15 protein-coding genes are annotated in these 15,757 nt (G+C 69.0%); 11 read left to right on the plus strand and 4 right to left on the minus strand.

Annotated elements, in window-relative coordinates; all coding sequences use genetic code 11:
• The first annotated feature begins 14 nt into the window (after positions 1-14).
• Together ACLVWQ_RS39775 and ACLVWQ_RS39780 are read left to right on the plus strand one after the other, a co-directional pair.
• Positions 15-1,331, plus strand: a complete 1,317-nt coding sequence (locus tag ACLVWQ_RS39775) for an FtsX-like permease family protein (RefSeq protein WP_414114316.1) — start codon at positions 15-17, stop codon at positions 1,329-1,331.
• 287 nt (positions 1,332-1,618) lie between these two features.
• Positions 1,619-2,089, plus strand: a complete 471-nt coding sequence (locus tag ACLVWQ_RS39780; RefSeq protein ID WP_414114204.1) for an IS5 family transposase — start codon at positions 1,619-1,621, stop codon at positions 2,087-2,089.
• Positions 2,090-2,098: 9 nt separating this feature from the next.
• On the opposite strand, the gene ACLVWQ_RS39785 is transcribed toward ACLVWQ_RS39780, so the two are convergent.
• Together ACLVWQ_RS39785 and ACLVWQ_RS39790 are read right to left on the minus strand one after the other, a co-directional pair.
• Entirely contained in the window at positions 2,099-2,314 is a 216-nt protein-coding gene (locus ACLVWQ_RS39785; protein ID WP_414114317.1) for an e9imm peptide, read from the minus strand.
• A 260-nt stretch (positions 2,315-2,574) separates the two neighbouring features.
• Positions 2,575-3,600, minus strand: coding sequence for a tetratricopeptide repeat protein (locus ACLVWQ_RS39790; protein ID WP_414114205.1), 1,026 nt, complete (start codon positions 3,598-3,600; stop codon positions 2,575-2,577).
• 839 nt (positions 3,601-4,439) lie between these two features.
• On the opposite strand from ACLVWQ_RS39790, the gene ACLVWQ_RS39795 reads away from it, so the two are divergent.
• The 4 genes from ACLVWQ_RS39795 (at position 4,440) to ACLVWQ_RS39810 (ending at position 8,696) form a co-directional block, all read left to right on the plus strand.
• Positions 4,440-6,347 (plus strand): nucleotidyltransferase domain-containing protein, encoded by a 1,908-nt coding sequence (locus ACLVWQ_RS39795; protein WP_414114206.1) that lies wholly within the window; start codon positions 4,440-4,442, stop codon positions 6,345-6,347.
• Positions 6,348-6,562: 215 nt separating this feature from the next.
• Complete coding sequence (locus ACLVWQ_RS39800) at positions 6,563-7,462, plus strand: hypothetical protein (RefSeq protein WP_414114207.1); 900 nt, start codon at positions 6,563-6,565, stop codon at positions 7,460-7,462.
• Complete coding sequence (locus tag ACLVWQ_RS39805; RefSeq protein WP_414114208.1) at positions 7,443-8,234, plus strand: SDR family NAD(P)-dependent oxidoreductase; 792 nt, start codon at positions 7,443-7,445, stop codon at positions 8,232-8,234. The genes ACLVWQ_RS39800 and ACLVWQ_RS39805 overlap by 20 nt, the downstream gene beginning before the upstream one ends.
• Before the next feature lie 30 nt (positions 8,235-8,264).
• A complete protein-coding gene (locus ACLVWQ_RS39810; RefSeq protein ID WP_414114209.1) occupies positions 8,265-8,696 on the plus strand; it encodes an NUDIX hydrolase in 432 nt (143 codons plus the stop codon).
• A 97-nt stretch (positions 8,697-8,793) separates the two neighbouring features.
• On the opposite strand, the gene ACLVWQ_RS39815 is transcribed toward ACLVWQ_RS39810, so the two are convergent.
• Together ACLVWQ_RS39815 and ACLVWQ_RS39820 are read right to left on the minus strand one after the other, a co-directional pair.
• Positions 8,794-9,726 carry an ImmA/IrrE family metallo-endopeptidase gene (locus ACLVWQ_RS39815; protein ID WP_414114210.1) on the minus strand — a complete coding sequence of 311 codons (933 nt, stop codon included), beginning with the start codon at positions 9,724-9,726 and terminating at the stop codon, positions 8,794-8,796.
• Positions 9,686-10,348, minus strand: coding sequence for a hypothetical protein (locus ACLVWQ_RS39820; RefSeq protein ID WP_414114211.1), 663 nt, complete (start codon positions 10,346-10,348; stop codon positions 9,686-9,688). Before ACLVWQ_RS39820 ends, ACLVWQ_RS39815 begins: the two co-directional genes overlap by 41 nt.
• A gap of 139 nt (positions 10,349-10,487) precedes the next feature.
• Here ACLVWQ_RS39820 and hemL point away from each other — a divergent pair, with 139 nt between their 5' ends.
• From hemL to ACLVWQ_RS39845, 5 genes are all read left to right on the plus strand, one after another.
• A complete protein-coding gene (gene hemL, locus ACLVWQ_RS39825) occupies positions 10,488-11,807 on the plus strand; it encodes a glutamate-1-semialdehyde 2,1-aminomutase (RefSeq protein ID WP_414114212.1) in 1,320 nt (439 codons plus the stop codon).
• Positions 11,804-12,478 (plus strand): histidine phosphatase family protein, encoded by a 675-nt coding sequence (locus ACLVWQ_RS39830; RefSeq protein WP_414114213.1) that lies wholly within the window; start codon positions 11,804-11,806, stop codon positions 12,476-12,478. The genes hemL and ACLVWQ_RS39830 overlap by 4 nt, the downstream gene beginning before the upstream one ends.
• Before the next feature lie 437 nt (positions 12,479-12,915).
• Positions 12,916-14,193: a hypothetical protein gene (locus tag ACLVWQ_RS39835; protein WP_414114214.1), complete on the plus strand. Its 1,278-nt coding sequence runs from the start codon at positions 12,916-12,918 to the stop codon at positions 14,191-14,193.
• Between the two features lie 124 nt (positions 14,194-14,317).
• Positions 14,318-14,980, plus strand: a complete 663-nt coding sequence (locus ACLVWQ_RS39840; RefSeq protein ID WP_414114215.1) for a TlpA family protein disulfide reductase — start codon at positions 14,318-14,320, stop codon at positions 14,978-14,980.
• Positions 14,981-14,986: 6 nt separating this feature from the next.
• Complete coding sequence (locus ACLVWQ_RS39845) at positions 14,987-15,754, plus strand: cytochrome c biogenesis CcdA family protein (protein ID WP_414114216.1); 768 nt, start codon at positions 14,987-14,989, stop codon at positions 15,752-15,754.
• Positions 15,755-15,757: the final 3 nt, after the last annotated feature.

Consider the following 15,757-nt stretch of genomic DNA (forward strand, 5'->3'; position numbering starts at 1 on the left):
CCGCGATGCTCACCATGTCGGCCCTCGCGGCGCGTTCCGTCCGGCAGCGGCCCGGGCGCTTCGCCGCGACCCTGTTGTCCGCCTTCCTGGGCGCGGCGATCATCATGACGTTCAACTCGATGCACGACACGGCCGGTGCGCCGGGGGTCGACTCCGTCAGCTCGGAGACCCTGTCGACCGCGGCGGGCGTCGTGGGCGGTTACGGCTCGCTCCTGGTGTTCTTCGCCGTCGCCTCGACCCTGACGGTGAACGTGCGCCAGCGTTCCGCGGAGATCGAGCTGCTGCGCTGCTCAGGGGCGACGCCCGCGCAGATCAAGCGGATGGTCGTCGGGGAGTCGGTGGCGGTCGCCCTGGTGGGCGCGCTGCTGGCCATCGGCCCGGCGATGCTCGGCGGGCGGGTGCTGCTCGACGTCTTCCAGGACAGCGGGCAGGTCGCCGAGTCCGTCGACTACGCGTTCGGGCCCATCGCCCTGTACTCGGGCGTCGACATCACGGTGATCGCCGCGGCGGGGGCGGCGTTCCTCGCGGTGCGGCGGGCCACCACCGGCCGGCACCGGCCCCGGGGCAGGGGACGCAGGTTCCTCGTCCTCGGGTCCCTGGTCCTGGGCGGCCTGTCGAGCTGCGCCACGTTCGCGGTCTCCTCGGACGCCGCCGCGCTGATGGCTCCGCCGGTGTACGGCGCGGTCCTGCTCGCGGTCGGGTTCGCGCTCCTGTCGCCGCGGCTGCTGAGGGCGCTGCTCGACCGGCTGCCGACGGGTGGTCCGAGCGGCTATCTCGCCGTACGCACGTTGCGGGTGCGGGCGGCCGAACTGGCCGGTGTCCTGGTGCCGTTGATCCTCTTCACGAGCATCTCGACGGCGACCCTCTACACGCAGGCCGTCGAGAACGACGAGATCGCGGCGGCGGGCGTACCCAAGTCGGTCGACGCGAAGAACCTCGAAACCCTCAACCTGACGGTCGTCGGCATCATCGTGGTCTTCTCCTGCATCATGCTGATCAACTCCCTGTACGCGGCGACGACCTACCGCCGCAAGGAGTTCGGCCAGCAGCGCCTGGCGGGGGCGACTCCGGGTCAGGTGCTCGGCATGATCGGCGTCGAGTCGCTCGTCCTCACGGTGACGGGTGTCTTCTTCGGCACGGCGGCGGCGCTGGCCGGGATCATCCCCTTCACGATGGTCCGCACGGGCGACACGGTCCTGCCGGACCAGGGGCTGGGCATCTGGCTGGGGATCGCGGCGGTGGCGGCGGGGGCGGTACTGGGCACGACCCTGATCACGGCCCGCCGGGTACTGCGGACTCCGGCGGTGAGCGCGGTGACGCTGGCGGCGTGAGGTTTTTGCGGGCGGGCTGGGTCTGTGGGGGCGTGGGCAACCGAGTTGGGGCGGTTGCCTACGCCCCCTTGCCGTGTTGAGGGAGGGAGAGGCCGTCCGGGCAGGCCACCACCCGGACAGCGGTGCATGCGGGGTACTGCCGGCTTTCTCACCATGTTCGGCACGGATACGGCGATGGAGGCCATCTCACCGGGCGCGGCTGGATCATGGCGTTCCTGCCGACCGCGTACGCCACCTTGTACGGGTCAGCCCCTCTGCCAGGGAAGGTGCGCCTGCAAGGACGTGATGTGGGAGCCCTCGTTTCCCTGCTGGTCCACCTGAGCGTCGACGGCCGCTGCCGTCCGCTGCCACTGGTCGTCACCGCAGGGCAGCGGGCGGACTGCGCCCAGTTCCACACGGTGCTGGCAAAGATCCGCGTCCCGAGACGCGGTCCGGGCCGGCCCCGCACGAAGCCCGACAGCATCGCGGCCGACAAGGGATACAGCAACGGCCCCTGCCGCGAGTACTTGCGGCGCCGGGGCATCCGGCACACGATCCCCGAGAAGACCGACAGCCAGGCCGCCCGCCTACGCAAAGGCTCACTCGGCGGACGGCCACCCGGCTTCGACGAAGAGAGGTACAAGAAGCGCAACACCGTGGAACGAGCGATCAACAGGCTGAAGCAGTCCCGGGCCGTCGCCACTCGCTACGACAAGCGCGGCTACGTCTTCCTCGGCACAGCAACCACCGCAGCCCTGCTCATCTGGCTTCGGAGCTGAGTCCCGGCCTCACAAAACGATCGGCAGATACGCCAGGGCCTGATCGACCACCTCATCAGCCGAAAGATCCCGCTCCGGCGGCCAGAAGATCAAGTCACTGACGTGACCGGACGGGCAGGCCAGGGCTCTGTCGAGCCTGTCCAGCCAGCCGGCCACCTCGCCGTCGGAGGCGTAACCCATATCCGTGATCCGCTGCACAAGCGCGACCGCTTCCGCACGGCTCATCTCCACTGCACTCACCAGGCCCCTCCGCCGCAGCCACCGTATCGGGACGCGTGATCGCCCGGACAGGTCCTAGTTGCTCCAGGCCCTCGCCGTCCGGCGCCAACTCGTGAGAGTCAAGCATGGTGATCCCCGTCAGTGAGGTGCGGTTTCGGTCCGCGTGGTGCATGCGCCCCGCAGGGTCGGTTGACCTTCAGGTGATGCCGGGCCGATTGACTGAAGAACAGGCTTATCACCCGCTACTGACAGAGCTGACACCGAGATCACCTTGAGATGCGCGCTGCCTGCTCGCGGAGTTCCTGGGCTTCTAGAACTCCGGTGTACCGGCGTAGGCGGACACGCATGTCCTGGAGGGCGGCTTGGACCTTGACCGAGCGGATGCCGTCGGCGCAGTCGAGGAAGTCGCGCCAGGTAGCCATGGCTCCTTCGACGTCGCCTTGGCGCAGGCGCACGCCGCCGAGGTCGGCGAGGACGATGGCTCGGGTGCGGCGGCGGTCGAGGCCGTGGATGTCGAGGGCGAGGTGAAGGTGTTCCTCGGCGGCGTCGAGGTCGCCGAGGCGAGAAAGGATCATGCCGGATTCGTGGGCCCATCGGCCGGGGGAGTAGTGGGCAGCCCAGGAGTCGCCGGCTGCGGCGGTCGGCTTACCGATGGCGGTCTCGGACAGGGCGAGGTGCTTGGTGGCCATGCGTCGGTCGTCGTCCTGGGCGGCGGCGTTGGCGAGGGTGGCCTCGTAATAGGCGACGGCTCGCGGGTTGATGAGCTGGTGACCGTACTCCACGCAGGCTTCGCCGAGCTGGACGGCTTCGGCGCGATAGCCGAGGTCGACGCACTGAACGGCGAGGCCGCGGAGAGCTGTTGCTGACAGTTCCGGATCGCCGGCCTCGGCGGCCAAGCGGAAGGAATGCGCGTAGTAGCGCTGGGCAAGCCCGCGCAGTTCGGGGGTGTCGCCTTCGTCCTGGGCCATCCAGCCAGCGAGGTGGACGAGCTGTGAGGTCGCGGCGAACAGGTCGCGGCCGGTGGCTTCGGTGAAGCGGCCCTCCAGCCAGGGTGCGACGTCCTGGGTGAGGTAGCGGACAGCCAGGTGACGGGCATGCCCCCCACCGAGTTCGGAGGCCGAGTCGCCGAGTGCCTTGACCATGTGGTGTACGGCGGCCACCTCGCCCTGGCCGACGCGGACGGCTCCGGGAAGGGCGGTCTTGGTCCGGCGAGTGATGCTGTCCATGTCGGGCAGGCCGAGTGCGGACAGCGCGTATCCGCTGGAGGCGAGGATGAACTCCCGGCGTTCCACGTCGCTCCTTCCCAGGTGCAGGACTGATGCAACGGTATCTGTGTGGGGTGTCGCAGGCGTGGGCTCCAGGAGGTTGATCGCCTTGGGATCCAGTGCCAGCACCTGCGCGATGTAGGGCCACCAGTGGCCTGGGGTCCGTTCGCCTTCTATCCACCGCCGGGCGTGCTGTCGCTGCAGGCGGCGCGGGTCACCGCATTCGGCCAGGCCGAGAGCACGCGCCAACTCCGAGGGTCCCCAGCCTCGTTCTTGGCAGGCCCGCTTGATCAGTTCCGCGATGGCCGGGTTCCTCGGCACCCCGTCACCCTCCCCCACCTGGATTACGCGGGATTACGCAGGACTACATCCTGGGTCCTGTCCCGGGAGCGCGGCCCGTCGTTCACTGAACATCACCCCACAAATCTCCGAATGGCTCGGATAGGCCCTATTCAGTGCCTATTGGTGCCTGCCCCGAACACCTGAGAGGCCCGCACGATCCCTTCCACGCGACGGCCCAGTGCCGCTCGGCACCCTGTCGTACGCGAGGCGACGCGGTGAGCCGTTCCCCCTTGTCCGACCCGCTGGAGACAGTCCTGAGCTGGATCTGGGCCCTCGGCACGGCCTCCACTCGTCGCGGTCGGCCTTCTGGCCCACACCGAGCACTCCTCCGCGCCGGCCCCGTCGGCGCAGCCGACGCTCAGCGTTGAGGACGTTCCGTCGGCCGACGGAACCGTATAGCCCCTTCGGCCTCGGTCTGGCCTCCCCGGCCGGGGCCGGAGCCCACCTCGTTTGCCGCAGGCCATCCACGATGCCTCACCGACGTACCCCCCTTTTTCTTCCGCATCACCCGTGAAGGGAAGCCGATGTCCAGTCCGTACAACAGCGACACGTATCCCCTCCCCGTGTCGGTCGCGTTCAGCGGCCCCGACAACACCGGGAAGACCAAGCAGATCGGAATCCTCGCCCGGCGCATGGGCCCGGCCGTGACCTCAGCAGGCCCACTCGACCGCTACGACCCCCGTTGGAACGTCATCAAGGCCGACGGCATGGCTCGCTGGTGGTTCGAGACCGGCCCGGTGGAGGAGGTCGCCGACGTCCTCGCCACCTCCTACCTCGAACGCTCCCGCCTCCCCTTCTCCGCACCCGTGCGCCTGCTGGACCGGGGCATCCCGATGCTGGAGGCGTCCGTCGCCGCGACGGTCGCCGTACGGGAGGATCTGGACGCCGCGCAGGCCACGGACCGGGCCCGGATCCTGCTGGCCCCGTACGAGACCGACCTGCGGGCCGCCGAGGAGGACGAGCACGCCCTCGTCCTCCTGCACTGCGAGGATCCGGAGGAAGGTGCCCGCCGGAGCCTGGCCCACGAGGTGTCCGTCACCGGCATCTACGCGGCCTACCAACGCCACCTCCATGAGCAGATCAACCGCCTCGTCGACGAGGGGCGCTTCCCGATGGCCATCCGCATCGGGGATCGGCCGACCGTCGCCGTCCAGGACGAGGTGCGCCGGCTTCTGGCACCGCTGCATCCGGAGGTGCCCAGCCGTGCCCTGGCCGGAGTGCACGTCACCGCGCTGGGCGGGATGTCGGAGAGCGGCAAGAGCACGGCTGGCGAGTATCTGCGCACCCAGCACGGCCACGCCCGCCTCAAGATCGGGTATCTCATCGAGAACTCCGCCAGCCACGCCGGAATCGGCGACCCGTACCGACTGGGTCCAGTCCTGCAGGCCGAGTTGATCGTGGACTCGCTGGACCGCTTCTACCAGGCCCACCACTTCCTCGACTCCGTCAGCATCGAGTCGCTGCACGACTTCGACTCGACCGCCGAACTCGCCCGGATGCTCGGGCCCCAGCTCACCATCGCGTACCTGGACGCCTCCGAGGCCACACGCATCCGGCGAGGTACTGCTGGCTCCCAGGACGTCGTCGACCGCGACCTCACCAAATGCGCACGAGGCGCGGACAAGATCGTCTCGATCGCCCATGAGGTCATCAGCAACGACGGACCGCGCCTGGAGCTGGAGCGGCGGTTGGACCGCATCGCGCTCGATCGACGCTGGCCGGAACACGAGCCCTTGACCATGCCGGTCAACGCGCTCGGACTCCCCGTGAACCTGGAGTCCTATCTGGCCGAATTCATCGACCGCACCACCGGCCTCCGCCCGTTGATCGATCTGCTGGCCGTCACCGGCAGCGGCGCCCGGGGCAAGTACCAGCACGGCTGGAGCGACCTCGACGTCCTCGTCGTGGCAGACACCTCCTCCCTCGACGAGATGCGCCAGATCCTCGCGGATCTGGCGACCGAACTCGGCGGGGTCAAGCTGGGCATCACCGTACTGACCCGTGCCGAGTGTCGGGCCGGCGCCATCACCTCTCGACTCCTTCACGTCCTCGCTCTCATCGGTAGCGGGTCGCTGGTCCCCTTGTGGTCCACCCCCGGTCTGTCTCTGCCCTCTCCGGACGCGGCAACCGACATCGCAGCAAGCCTGCGCGACGGTATCCAGGCCGCCATCGAGATCCGCCGCCAGTTCCTCAAAGGCAGCCCCGACCTCCGCGCCCTCTACAAGGTCACGGCGTTGCTCGCGAAGATCCAGCTCCGCTTCAAGGGAATCGAGTGCCCCTCCGACAGCGACGCCCTCACCGTCCTCCTCGACGCCACACGGCAGGACACGAGCTTGGTCACCACCGCTCGCACCGAGCCGCTCGCTGCCGAAGCGCTTGCGCTCCTCGTTCTCCAGGGATGGCTGGACACTCTTCCTGGAGAGACGCGGTGAGCGCGACAGGCAGGTGGGCCACGGCAGCAACGGGTATCTTCCACAAGCCGGTGGCTACCCGCGAGCAGGCCGAGAACGAGGCGAAGGGGCGTGCGCGGCTCGCCTCTCGCGTCGCGGTTCCGGCCCTCCGCGGGCAGATCGCGTTACCGGACAGGCAGATCCTTGTCTACGAGGATGTCTTCGCTACCGGCCGGTGCGACCTTCTCCTGGGCGACGTGATCGCTCTAGCCGACCGAGACCTGGCCGTCCGGCCCCGCCTGACCCGCCTCGTGGACGGCGTCTGCGCCGACCTGCGGGCGGCGGCCGAGGAGACCGGGAAGCACATGCCGCTGGCCGAGTGTGTACCGGACCTCTACCTCGACCGCATCCGCCCCGGGGGACGGCTGGACCGCTGGTACCTGCGCCGCGACCTGCCCATCGCTCTGCCCCACACCGATACCACCCTCACCGTCCGGGAACTGGCCGACTTCACCCTCACCGCCAACGGCAGACCGCTGACGCCGGATGTCGCCGACACCATCGAGCGCCTCCGTGACGCGCTGGCCCCTGACCGCCGCCTGCGCGCCGGCCTGACGCAGGGCGACCCCACCGAACCCAACATCGCCGAGCCGCTGTGCTGGCTCGACTTCGAGTACGCCGGGCGCAACACCGTCGCGGGCGAGGCCGCCAACCTGCTCTGGTACCTGGTGGCCCTGGGCGGCTGGCTCGTCCCCCGCTACCAGCCCGACGTATACGCCCGCACCCTCCGCCTTGCCCTGCCGTCTCTGGCCCGCCCTCGCATCGAGCACCTGGAACTGCACAGGAGGAGTCGCCACATCGATGTCCGATACTCCTGGAACACCAGCCCCGGCCGCGCTGCGGCCATCACTCGTGCCCTGGACGGCCTCCGCATCGAGAGCAGCGGCGGCATGGAGGAGATCCGTGCCTTTCTCGCCCTGCGCGTCCTCGGCGTCATCCCGCCCTCCCGGCTCACCGGACACGACCTTCTGCTCGTTCTGATCAAACTCGCCGAGAGCCAGGACCCGCACATGACCCTCGACACCTTCTTCACCACTACACCGGCCTCTCACCCCCACCCCGGCGAACGGAGCGGCAATGTCCCTGCCACTGCTTGAGAGTCCTCTCCAGAGTCGGCCCCTCCAGGGGCGCACCGCCCTCGTCACAGGCGGGGCCACCGGCATCGGCGCCGAGATCGGACGGACGCTCGCGGCCGCCGGAGCAACCGTGGCGGTCAACCACCTCGGCCAAGACCCCGACGCCCACGCCCTCCTCGCCGCCTTCGAACGCGCGGGCAGCCCTGGGATCGCGGTGAACGCCGACCTGACCGATCCGGGCTCCGTTCGGACCATGGCCGACGTCGTCCGCGCCGAGATCGGACCCGTCGACATCCTGGTGAACAACGCCGGTTCCTACCCCCGCGTCGCCTGGCAGGACACCGACGAGACCGCCTGGAACTACTCCCTCGACGTGAACCTCACCGCCCACTACCGCACCTGCCACGCATTCACCCCCGGCATGATCGAACGCCGCTGGGGCCGGATCGTGAACATCGGCAGCGTCAACGCCCGCGCCGGCCGAACGAACCTCGTCGCATACAGCACCGCGAAGGCCGGGCTGCTGGGACTGACCCGCTCCCTCGCCCGCGAACTGGGTCCGTTCGGGATCTGCGTCAACACCGTCATGCCCGGCGCCATCCAGGTAGAGGCCGAGAACGCCCTCCCTGCCCGGCACCGTGCGCGGCCGGAGGACCAGATCAAGCGCCAGTGCGTCCCGCGCCGTGGCCGCCCCGAGGACGTCGCCGCCCTGGTGGCGTTTCTCGTAGGCCCCTCCGCCTCGTTCATCACGGGGCAGTCCGTCCACGTCGATGGTGGCTGGCTGCTCCACTGAGAACGTCAACAAGCAAGGAGACCCAACGAAATGATCGAACGAGTCCGTGCCGTCCTCGTCACCCCCGACCACACGATGCTGGTCATCCGCCGCACCAGGCCCGGCATCCCCGAGTACTGGGTCCTGCCCGGCGGCGGCGTCGAGCCCACCGATGAGTCACGCGAGGCCGCCCTCCACCGCGAGATCCACGAGGAGATCGCGGGAAAGGCCGACATCATCCGTCTGCTCCACACGATGGAGTCCGACGACGAGCGTCAGCTCTTCTACCTCGCCCGCATCGCGACCTGGTCCTTCGACGACCGCACCGGTCCCGAGTTCAGCACCGAAGGCCGCGGTGAGTACGCGCTGGAGGAGATCCCGCTGACCCTGGCGGGTCTCGACGGTATCGACCTCAAGCCCGAGGACATCGTCCACGTCCTACGAGGAGCCATCAGGGCCGACTCCGAGGTGAGTCGGCCCTGATGACATCGCTACGTGTTGTTGGCTTGGCGCTGGAGACTCTTGACAGCAGCATCGGGAAACGACCGTGCCCCACGGCTACTCAGGTCGAACGACGCTGCTACTGGACCAGCCGGAGCACCGGCCTCTGTTCCTGAACGCCCAGCAAGTCCTGCACTCTCCCGCTTGTCCACGCCAGCTCATGAGCCAGTTGGGAAACCGATAGGCCCGCCTCCTTGGCAGCCAGCTCGAAGGCTTGCCGAAGCAGCGAAGGCCGTTCACCGGGGAAGTTCGAGACGGATTCGGCGGTGAAGCCCGGCTGGCCGTCGAGAGCGCGTAGACGCTGATACGTCCGGCTGGCAGTCGCGTCGGAGATCAGCCCCAGCTCGCGGCATCGGTAGACAAACGAGTGGAGGGAGACTCCCCAGACGCCCCTTAGCTCGGCCAGGCGTGCAAGATCCATTCGCCCCGGCAGGAACGGCAGGATGCTGTCCTGGGGGGTCAGGAACTCGGCGGCGAAGGCATCCGCCTCCTTCTCCTGACGGCTGTCACCGGTGGCATCGGCGTGAAGCACAAGGTGGCCCAGCTCATGGGCAGCCGTGAACCGGTGCCGGTAGATGTCGTCGGCCCGGGCGGCGGTCAGAACGACGAGCGGCCGGGCTGCCCGGGTGGAGAAGGCGTCCACGCTCGCGGCAGAGGGATCGCTGGCAGGCGGCATGACCACCACGATCCCGTGGGACTCCATCCGCCTCACCAGATGCGTGACAGGGCCGTCGCCGAGGCCCCAACGACGGCGAAGCTCGCGGGCTGCGGATACAGGGTCGGTAGACAGCTCTTCGCCGGGGTGGACCTCCCCTCCGGCGAAACCGGGGAGGTCGACAAGGGGCAACTGGACTCGCTGTTCCAGCGCGTACGTGAGCTCCCAGACCTGCTCGGCGAACGCGAGCGCACGTTCCCGCTCACTGAAAAGGGCGAGGTCCGAAGACCCCGCCCGCTGCCAATGAAACCCCAGGTCAGGGCCACACCAAGCAATAAGGCTGATGCCCCGCCTCATGCAACCGATGGCTGAAGTCCTGCCATTCGTGCAGCAGTTGGTAGACGTTGAACGCGTCGCGCGGGCCGCCGCGGTCCGGGACCGTCGACCAGATGAAGGCCGCCGCGCCGACCGCTTCCTCGCCTATGCCGCGGAGGGGGTCGACGACCGTCATGGGGAGCCGGACGACGGCGTAGTCGGGGTGGAGGACGACCAGTTCGAGCGGGGGCACCTTGTTCAGGGGTATGCCCTCGATGCCGGTGAGGACCATCGCCGCCATCGTCTCCGGCTTGATCTTTGTGAACATGCCGTTCATACCGAGCTCGTCGCCGCCCAGTTCCTCCGGGCGCATGGAGATCGGGACGCGGGCGGCGGTCGCACCGTCCGGAGCCCCGAAGTATTTGTAGGTCACCCCCACCCGGCCACCATTCCCGCTGCTTCCTGGCCTGAGCTGGTCTGCCCCGCGGTCCGTGTAGTCCATACCGTCCATACGCGCGGACGGCTCGATCCGCTCAGGTTCGCCCTGCGATCCCTGTATCTGCCGTGCCTCGGCCGCTTCTGCCTCGCGCCGGTGCTTCCCCCGCCGGGCACGCCGAGGACCGAGGTCATCGGTCCCCTCGCCCAGTCCGCCACCGCGCTGCATATCTCCACCCGACTGCTTTTCCAGGGCTCGCGACCCCCGCCACGCAACCCGATCATCGTGACAGTGACCTCCCCCACGACCGCACGACGAAACGTGCGTTGAAACACCTCTCCGCAGGATCTTCGCAGCCTCTGACACCATGGTCCGTGTGAGCTATCCGTACGAAGCCCCAGTTTCGCAGACTCTCTTCGACCGTGCGGCGGCCGTGACGCCCGGCGGCGTGAACTCTCCCGTCCGCGCCTTCCGTGCCGTGGGCGGTACGCCCCGGTTCATGGTGTCCGGTAACGGTCCATACCTGACGGATGCCGACGGGAGGGAGTATGTCGACCTCGTTTGTTCCTGGGGGCCGATGATCCTCGGCCACTCCCACCCCGAGGTGATCGCGGCGGTCCAGGCCGCCGTGTCCCGAGGCACCTCCTTCGGTACGCCGGGGGAGGGCGAGGTCGCCCTCGCCGAGGAGATCGTCGCCCGCGTCGGACCGGTCGAGCAGGTCCGGCTCGTGTCCAGCGGCACCGAGGCGACCATGTCCGCCATCCGTCTCGCACGCGGCTACACCGGGCGCGCCAAGGTCGTGAAGTTCGCCGGCTGCTACCACGGGCACGTGGACGCCCTGCTGGCCGCCGCGGGCAGTGGCGTCGCCACCTTCGCTCTTCCCGACACCCCGGGCGTCACCGGTGCCCAGGCCCAGGACACCATCGTCCTGCCGTACAACGACCTGGACGCCGTGCGTGAAGCCTTCCGCGCGCATCCCGGTGAGATCGCCTGTGTGATCACCGAGGCCTCGCCCGGCAACATGGGCGTCGTGCCGCCCCTGCCCGGCTTCAACCAGGGGCTCAAGGACGCCTGCGCGGCGGACGGTGCCCTGTACATCTCCGACGAGGTCATGACCGGCTTCCGTACGAGCCGGGCCGGCTGGTACGGCGTGGACGGTGTCGCACCCGACCTCGTCACCTTCGGCAAGGTCATGGGCGGTGGCTTCCCGGCTGCCGCCTTCGGCGGACGCGCGGACGTGATGGCGCATCTCGCACCCGTCGGTCCCGTCTACCAGGCCGGCACGCTCTCCGGGAACCCCGTCGCGACCGCCGCGGGCCTCGCCCAGCTGCGGCTGCTCGACGACGCCGCGTACGCCGCCCTCGACGCGGTGTCCGAGCAGATCCGTACGCTGGTCGCCGACGCCCTCACCGAAGCAGGTGTCGTGCACAGGGTGCAGAATGCGTCCAGTATGTTCTCCGTCTTCTTCACGGGGGAGGACGTACGCGATTACGAGGACGCGAAGACGCAGGAGTCGTACCGCTTCAACGCCTTCTTCCACTCGATGCTGGCGCAGGGCGTCTACCTGCCGCCGTCCTCGTTCGAGTCCTGGTTCGTGTCGACGGCGCACGACGACCGGGCGGTACAGCGGATCGCCGACGCCCTTCCGGCGGCGGCACGGGCAGCAGCGGAGGCCACAGCAGCATGAGTGACATCACGGTCGTACACGTGCTGCGGCACGGCGAGGTCGCCAATCCGGACGGTGTGCTGTACGGGCGGCTGCCCGGCTACCACCTGTCCGAGCTGGGGCAGCGGATGGCCGAGCGGGTCGCCGAGCACCTCGCCCCCCGGGACATCACGCACGTCGTCTCCTCCCCGCTGGAGCGGGCCCGCGAGACGGCCACGCCGATCGCCGGGAAGCACGGTCTCGACCTCGCGACCGACGCCCGGCTGATCGAGGCGGAGAACGTCTTCCAGGGCAAGACCTTCGGGGTCGGGGACGGGGCGCTGCGCAAGCCCGACAACTGGAAGCACCTGGTCAACCCGTTCAAGCCGTCCTGGGGTGAGCCGTACCTGGAGCAGGTCGTACGGATGATGGGGGCGCTGGACGCGGCGAAGGACGCGGCGCGGGGGCACGAGGCGGTGTGCGTCAGCCACCAGCTGCCGATCTGGATCGTGCGGTCCTTCGTGGAGCGGCGGCGGCTGTGGCACGACCCGCGCAAGCGGCAGTGCACGCTCGCCTCGCTGACGACGTTCACGTACCGGGGCGACAAGATCGTGTCCGTGGGGTACACGGAGCCGGCTCGGGATCTTGTGCCTGCGCATCTTCTTGCGGGGGCGAGGCCGGTGAAGGGCAAGTCGAAGGCCTTCGGAGCGTAGGCGCTCCGCTGGGGTGGGCCGGGGTGGGGCCGGGCCCCTGGGGTGGGATTCCGGTCCTTGGAGTGGCCTCCGGCCTGGGGTGGGTTTTCGGGCCGGGGTGGGGTGGGTTTCCGGATCGGACCGGGGTGGGGGGTTCCGGGGCGGGGTCGGGTGCGGGGCGTGGGGGCTGGGCGCGCAGTTCCCCGCGCCCCTAAAGGGCGCCCCTGCGGGGCGGCCCTGCGGGGCGGCCCTGCGGGGCGGGCCTGTGGGGTGGGCCTGTGGAGTGGGCCCTCGGACGGGGGTAAGCCTCTGTTGGTTCCTCTTGTGTCCGTTACAGGTTCATCTTCGGGTTGTCACCGAAATATATGTGTGTGGGCGGGAACCCCGATGTTCGTCGTGCCCTCTAACCGGGTGTCCAGATGGTTTGGACGCCGGGCGCGACGAATGGGGACGGTGGAATGCGCGACATCAGTCGGCGGGGAATGCTGGGGCTCGGAGCCGGGGCCGCGGCCGCCATGGGGCTCTCGGGCTGCGGCACCGCTCTGGGAGACGGCTTGGGTGTCGGCGGTTCCGGGGACTCCGGTAAGAGCGGAGGTGGGCGCACCGCCCGCCCCATCGGTGACGGCTCCACCGCCTTCACCGGGAAGCAGCCCAAGCAGCCCGCGAAGCCCGTGCCGCTCGAACCCGGCGAGACCCCGCCGCAGTTCGTCGTCTTTTCCTGGGACGGCGCGGGAGACGTCGGCAAGGGGCTTTTCGAGCGTTTCCTGAAACTCTCCGAAGAGCACGACGCGCGAATGACGTTCTTTCTCTCCGGGCTCTATCTCCTGCCCGAGTCGAAAAAGCGCAAGTACCTCCCGCCGAACAACGCGCCCGGCGCCTCCGACATCGGTTATCTGACGGACAGCCATATCAAGACCACGCTGAAGAGCCTGCGGCGGGCCTGGCTCGACGGGCACGAGATAGGCACCCACTTCAACGGTCACTTCTGCGGCGGCACCGGCACGGTCGAGAACTGGACTCCGGCCCAGTGGCGGAGCGAGATCGACCAGGCGAAGACCTTCGTCAAGGAGTGGCGTACGAACACGGGCTGGACCGAGGACGAGGTGCCCTCGCTGCCCTTCGACTACGAGAAGGAACTCGTCGGCGGCCGCACCCCCTGCCTGAAGGGCCAGGACAACCTGCTGCCCACCGCCCGCGAACTCGGCTGGCGCTACGACGCCTCCTCGCCCGGCGGCCTCCAGGTCTGGCCCACGAAGAAGGAGGGCGTCTGGGACCTGCCGCTCCAGGCGATGCCCTTCCCCGGCCACACCTTCGAGGTCCTCTCGATGGACTACAACATCCTCGCGAACCAGTCGGTCAACTCGACCCAGGCCCCGCCCGCCAACTACCCGGCCTGGCGCAAGCAGGCGACCGAGTCGTACATAGCGGGCTTCACGCGTGCGTACGAGACCAACCGCGCCCCCTTCTTCATAGGCAACCACTTCGAGGACTGGAACGGCGGCATCTACATGGACGCCGTCGAGGGCGCGCTGAAGCACATCGCGGGCAAGAAGGACGTACGCCTGGTGTCGTTCCGCCAGTTCGTGGACTGGATGGACGTGCAGGACGCGGCCGTGCTGGAGAAGATGCGGTCGCTGGGCGTGGGACAGGAGCCCGTCGGCGGCTGGAAGACCTTCCTCGGCGACGTCACCACGAACTCCGGCACCGGTTCCGGCAAGGGGTCGACGAACGGCTGAGGGGCCGGCGAACGGCCGGCCGCGCGGCTTCGGGCGTATCGTCCGAAACGGCGTCTGAAATGCTGTTTCGCACCTGCGAGGGGGGTGCCCAAGATCCCCGGAACGGACATGCGAAACTTTTCACATGAGTGCCGCCAGCCGCGCCCCCCGGCGCACGAACCGGACCCGTCAGCGCTCGAACCGCATCCGTCTCCATGGCCGCGCTCGTAGCCGCGCCGCCGTGCTGACCTGCGGAGCCCTCGCCGCCGCGCTGCTGCTGTCCGCGTGCGGGTCAGGGGGCAAGTCCGGCGGGTCGGGCGACACCGGCTTCGTCACCGGCTCCGACGGCATCGCCACCGTCGCCAAGGGCAGCCGCGCCCAGGCCCCCGACCTGTCCGGCAAGACCATCGACGGCAAGCAGCTCAACGTCGCCGACTACCAGGGCAAGATCGTCGTCCTGAACGTCTGGGGCTCCTGGTGCGGCCCGTGCCGCCTGGAGGCCAAGAACTTCGTCAAGGTCTCCGAGGACCTCGAGGACCAGGGCGTGCAGTTCGTCGGCATCAACACCCGCGACACCAGCACCACCCCGGCCATCGCCTTCGAGAAGGCCCACGGCGTCGAGTACCCGAGCCTGTACGACCCGACGGGCAAGCTGATGCTCCGCTTCAAGAAGGGCACGCTCAACCCGCAGACGATCCCCTCCACGCTCGTGCTCGACCGGGACGGGAAGGTCGCCTCCCGGTCGCTGTCCGCGCTCAGCGAGGACAACCTGCGCAAGATGCTCAAGCCGATCCTCGCGGAGAAGTGACGGCTCGTGTCTCTTCTCCTGGCCGCGGGCACCGACCCCAACCAGACCGTCCTCACCGGGGCGCTGGTGCTCGCCATTCCGATCGCGGTCCTCGGCGGGCTCGTCTCCTTCTTCTCGCCGTGCGTCCTGCCGCTCGTACCCGGTTATCTGTCGTACGTCACCGGGGTCAGCGGCACCGACCTGGCCGAGGCCCGGCGCGGGCGCATGGTCACCGGGGCCTCGCTGTTCGTGCTGGGGTTCACCGCCGTGTTCGTCTCCGGCGGCGCCCTCTTCGGCTACTTCGGCTCGACCTTGCAGGAGCACAAGGACACCATGTCCAAGGTGCTCGGCGTCCTCATGGTCCTCATGGGTGTCTTCTTCATGGGCATGATGCCCTGGCTCACCCAGCGCGAGTTCCGGTTCCACAAGCGGCCGGTCGCCGGCCTCGTGGGCGCCCCCGTACTGGGCGCCCTCTTCGGGATCGGCTGGACGCCCTGCATCGGCCCCACGCTCGCCTCGGTGCTGGCGCTCTCCTCCGACCAGGCGAGCGCCGGACGCGGGGCCATACTGACCATCGCGTACTGCGTCGGTCTGGGCGTGCCGTTCGTCGTCGCCGCGATCGCCTTCCGCAAGGCGCTCGGTGCCTTCGGCTGGGTCAAGCGCCACTACGTGTGGGTGATGCGGATCGGCGGCGGCATGATGATCGTGACCGGTCTGCTCCTGCTGACCGGCGCGTGGGACGGCATCGTGCAGGAGATGCAGGGCTGGTCCGACGGCTTCACGGTAGGGGTCTGATTC

The organism is Streptomyces sp. CWNU-52B (genome assembly GCF_047444975.1).
Taxonomy (GTDB): Bacteria; Actinomycetota; Actinomycetes; order Streptomycetales; family Streptomycetaceae; genus Streptomyces.

Coding starts and splice junctions, on each gene's coding strand:
- ACLVWQ_RS39815 (WP_414114210.1), bottom strand. CDS start 9,726: ATGAGGCGGGGCATCAGCCTTATTGCTTGGTGTGGCCCTGACCTGGGG.
- ACLVWQ_RS39805 (WP_414114208.1), top strand. CDS start 7,443: ATGTCCCTGCCACTGCTTGAGAGTCCTCTCCAGAGTCGGCCCCTCCAG.
- ACLVWQ_RS39775 (WP_414114316.1), top strand. CDS start 15: ATGTCGGCCCTCGCGGCGCGTTCCGTCCGGCAGCGGCCCGGGCGCTTC.
- hemL (WP_414114212.1), top strand. CDS start 10,488: ATGGTCCGTGTGAGCTATCCGTACGAAGCCCCAGTTTCGCAGACTCTC.
- ACLVWQ_RS39835 (WP_414114214.1), top strand. CDS start 12,916: ATGCGCGACATCAGTCGGCGGGGAATGCTGGGGCTCGGAGCCGGGGCC.
- ACLVWQ_RS39820 (WP_414114211.1), bottom strand. CDS start 10,348: ATGCAGCGCGGTGGCGGACTGGGCGAGGGGACCGATGACCTCGGTCCT.
- ACLVWQ_RS39795 (WP_414114206.1), top strand. CDS start 4,440: ATGTCCAGTCCGTACAACAGCGACACGTATCCCCTCCCCGTGTCGGTC.
- ACLVWQ_RS39785 (WP_414114317.1), bottom strand. CDS start 2,314: ATGAGCCGTGCGGAAGCGGTCGCGCTTGTGCAGCGGATCACGGATATG.
- ACLVWQ_RS39830 (WP_414114213.1), top strand. CDS start 11,804: ATGAGTGACATCACGGTCGTACACGTGCTGCGGCACGGCGAGGTCGCC.
- ACLVWQ_RS39840 (WP_414114215.1), top strand. CDS start 14,318: ATGAGTGCCGCCAGCCGCGCCCCCCGGCGCACGAACCGGACCCGTCAG.
- ACLVWQ_RS39810 (WP_414114209.1), top strand. CDS start 8,265: ATGATCGAACGAGTCCGTGCCGTCCTCGTCACCCCCGACCACACGATG.